We start from the raw sequence: 3,326 nt of genomic DNA, 5'->3' as shown, positions 1-3,326 counted from the left end.
CGCCTTTCTTTGTCTGAGTGATAAGATTGTTGCGATCTGCCAGGTAAAGGATTCGCTTTTTACAGCCAGATTTCCAGAGACGGTAGATGATTTGAAAAGCCGTGAATGTTTTTCCTGTGCCAGTCGCCATCACAAGAAGGATGCGTTTTTGTCCGCGCGCAATTGCTTCTACCGCGCGGTTGACGGCGATTCTCTGGTAGTAGCGCGGTGGGTAGCAGCCATTTCCAAAGAAATATTGGGAAAGAGCCGTCTGTTCGCTTTTATCGTCTAATCCGTTATAGCGTTTGTAACAAGCCCACAAGTCTTCTGGTGTTGGAAAATCGTTTAAATCCAGCTCTTGCGTGATAATCGCTTGCTGAGTTGAATCTAAGTTCCCGCAGTTTTTGCGATATTGAATTATAAATCCGTCTCCGTTAGAAGTGATTGCGACAGGAATATCAAGAGTTTCTGCATAGCCCAATGCCTGCTGCAAACCGGAACCGACGGAATGCGTGTTATCCTTTGCTTCAATTACAGCGACAGGAATGTTAGGTTTGTAATAAAGAATTATGTCAGCCCGCTTCTTTTCCTTCGATAAGGACGCTTCCCCGGCTGGCAAAATGCCGGGCGGGGATTGCCTTGAGGATTGTGGTCTTCCCCGCACCGTTAAGGCCTAAAAGCCCGGTGATTTCGCCTTCTTTGCACTCCAGGGAAAAATCGTCCACGGCAAAGGCATCTTTTTTTGAGGAATAGGATTTTGAGAAATTGATAAGCTGAATCATATTTGCATAATCGGGAAAATGATTTCCTTTCCTTCCTTTTTGGTTCTCAGTTCATTCAGTGAAAAAAGTTCACCCGATGTGATTTCTATTTTTTCAAGCAAATCCGCATCGAGGAATTGGGAAATTTTTTCCTTGAAGAAGATAGAATCCTGATTCTTGACGGTACAGGAGATTTTAGAAAGGGAATTGGCATCAGATAGCTGTCCGTCAAAAATAAAGAAAAAATTTCCATGGTTTTCTTCATCGCTTTCCATCAAAAGATATTCTGTGCCTTCGTCATCGAGTTTCCCTTTCTCAATCTTGAAGGCTTTGCCCGCTCTTTTAACGAATCTTGTCCAATTTTCCTTATTTTTTGTTGTCAAGCCGATTTCAAAATCACCGTCTTGGTGAAAGTCATTGCAGGGTAAAAGAAGAATCTTGATTCCCCCAGCATCAATTTGATTGCCTTTTCCACTTTCGCCTGTCTGATCGGTTATTTGCAATTCTTTGCAGGAAAGTCCGTTTTCCATGCTGAATTTTATGAGCTTTGAGATTTTGGCTTTCTCTAAAAAAAGGCTTATGCAATATAGGGTCATTTTTTAATCTATGTAGGGAATATCGAAAATCATCCTGTCTTTTGTGAGCTCGGCCTTGGGATAGACTTCCTGCGCCTGCTTCAAAAGCACGTCAAGCTCGCGGTCGGTGTAGCGTGGTGAATAGTGAATCATAGCCATGCGGCTTGCATTTGCGTCCCGGGCGATTGTGGCGGCCTGGCGGGCTGTCATGTGTTTTTTTTCTTTGGCCTGATCCTCGCAGTCGTCGGCGAACATGCCTTCACAAATCAGAAGGTCGCTCCCCTGCACTTCACGCGCGATGCTCGGAAGGTACTGGGTGTCGGTCACAAACGAGAATTTGCGGCCGCTTCGTTTTTCGCCCATCACGTCGCTCGGCTTGATGATTTTTCCGTCCGCCGAAGTGACATCCTCGCCACGCTGGAGTTTTCCCCACAAGGGGCCGCGCGGGATTCCAAGAGACTCTGCCTTTTCGGGATTGAATTCGCCCGGGCGGTCAAGTTCTTCGAGCGTGTAGCCAACGCAGGTCTTTGTGTGCGAGAGCGGAAAGGCGCGGATGTAAAAGTCTTTGCCTTCATGCACGACGCAAGGGGCGGTAATTTCTTTTATTATAATTGGATAATTGATGTACATATCAAGAACCTGACGGCTGGTCTCCACATATTCACGTACTTTGGGCGGACCGTAGATGTATAGCGGCTCGGTGCGGTCAACCTGGGCCGAGAGCATGAGCATTCCGGGAAGCCCCGTCACATGATCGGCGTGGGTGTGCGAGATAAAAATGGCATCGATTTTCTTCCATTTGAGGTTGAGCCGTTTGAGGGAAACCTGAGTGCCCTCGCCGCAGTCAAAAAGGAACAAATCTCCGTCACGGCGGAGCAAAACGGAAGTAAGATGGCGGTAAGGAAGGGGCATCATGCCGCCACAGCCCAAAACAAATGCTTCTAAATTCATGGTGGAATTGTATCAGATTTCGGGCGGTTGGGGAATATTTTGGGGGCGCATCCCGCCTGGCGGCGGGTCGGCAAGCACCTTAGTTGTCGTGCTTGTTTGCTTTCCGTGGCTACGGCGTCTTACGCGCCTCCGGTGCTTCGCACTGGCGCAAAAGCGCCACCACTACAATCCCTTGCGCACCTGGACAGGCAAAAAATTGCCAGCCCAGTTTTTTTTACGCTATGCAAGCATTACTTTTTCAGCATAGACTCCGGTTCGCACTGTTTTGTTGATGCGTGTACCTGAACCATAAGCCGTTCTGAGAATCAGCCTGTAGATTCCGCTTACGACAGTCGAAGGAATGTTGAAGAGAATCTTTGAGTTTGTGTTATCAACAATGTTTTCCATTCCGATGGCTGTCCATGTTGAGATGTCAGAGTCATAAGTTCCGTCGTCTGAGCAAGAGGCAAGATACAATCCTGTTTCTGTCTCTTCACCGGCAATCTTGAGCCTTTTACCTGTAATGCGGGCTGAATGACCGATTGAAAGCTCGCAGCCTTCTTTTTTTGTGTGGATATTGTAAAGACTTTCCAAGTCTGGCTCGTTTGTCGCAGTAATATCAGCTCCGACAGTCACACCTTTTACGGCTTCTAAGGCAAGGTCGCTCGGCGTAAAAGAAAGAGTCATGTCAGGAACGTCATTGATGCTTGGGTTCAGAGAGTCCATGCTTGAAGAAGGCTTTATGTACAAAACACCCATTTCAAGAAGGTCTACAGCCTTTCCGCTTTTAAGAAGCTCCAGAATTGCGTTCCTGAAAAGGCCGGCTGAATAAAGCAGAGTTTCCCTGTCCAGGACCTTGTTGTGCTCAAGGACTTTGGAAACAATGTTACCGATAAAAGCCGTGTTGCGCTTTACTTTTGCGTAAGAAACTGCTTTGTCCGAAAGAGTGAGCGTGTGCATTGTGACGTTCACTGTGTCTGAAAGTTTATTTGTCTTATCATTCATGGTGATACCACCTTTAATATAGAATATTTTTTTTGCGGAACGCCTCCGCGGCTGTAAATTCCAAGAAACAAATAGG

At 46.8% G+C, this 3,326-nt stretch carries 5 protein-coding genes; all 5 read right to left on the bottom strand.

What is annotated here, in order from left to right; genetic code table 11:
* On the bottom strand, window positions 1-643 hold a 643-nt coding region (locus B2089_RS05945; protein ID WP_414717861.1), incomplete at its 3' end, for a DEAD/DEAH box helicase family protein.
* Window positions 552-761 (bottom strand): ATP-binding cassette domain-containing protein, encoded by a 210-nt coding sequence (locus B2089_RS05940; protein ID WP_296325895.1) that lies wholly within the window; start codon window positions 759-761, stop codon window positions 552-554. The genes B2089_RS05945 and B2089_RS05940, both read right to left, overlap by 92 nt.
* On the bottom strand, window positions 758-1,270 hold the full coding sequence (locus B2089_RS05935; RefSeq protein ID WP_296325897.1) for a hypothetical protein: 513 nt from the start codon (window positions 1,268-1,270) through the stop codon (window positions 758-760). Before B2089_RS05935 ends, B2089_RS05940 begins: the two co-directional genes overlap by 4 nt.
* A 69-nt stretch (window positions 1,271-1,339) precedes the next feature.
* Window positions 1,340-2,266: a ribonuclease Z gene (locus B2089_RS05930; RefSeq protein ID WP_296686328.1), complete on the bottom strand. Its 927-nt coding sequence runs from the start codon at window positions 2,264-2,266 to the stop codon at window positions 1,340-1,342.
* A 219-nt stretch (window positions 2,267-2,485) separates the two neighbouring features.
* Window positions 2,486-3,250: a DUF4469 domain-containing protein gene (locus B2089_RS05925; RefSeq protein ID WP_296325900.1), complete on the bottom strand. Its 765-nt coding sequence runs from the start codon at window positions 3,248-3,250 to the stop codon at window positions 2,486-2,488.
* Window positions 3,251-3,326: the final 76 nt, after the last annotated feature.

It is taken from the genome of Treponema sp. UBA3813, assembly GCA_002368605.1.
Lineage (GTDB): Bacteria > Spirochaetota > Spirochaetia > Treponematales > Treponemataceae > Treponema_D.
Note: the sequence above shows the minus strand (reverse complement) of the source record. Positions and strands in the feature narration are given on the sequence as shown.

Bases quoted from the DNA above. Each gene is read 5' to 3' on its own strand.
- B2089_RS05940 (WP_296325895.1), bottom strand. From the start codon at position 761: ATGATTCAGCTTATCAATTTCTCAAAATCCTATTCCTCAAAAAAAGAT.
- B2089_RS05935 (WP_296325897.1), bottom strand. From the start codon at position 1,270: ATGGAAAACGGACTTTCCTGCAAAGAATTGCAAATAACCGATCAGACA.
- B2089_RS05930 (WP_296686328.1), bottom strand. From the start codon at position 2,266: ATGAATTTAGAAGCATTTGTTTTGGGCTGTGGCGGCATGATGCCCCTT.
- B2089_RS05925 (WP_296325900.1), bottom strand. From the start codon at position 3,250: ATGAATGATAAGACAAATAAACTTTCAGACACAGTGAACGTCACAATG.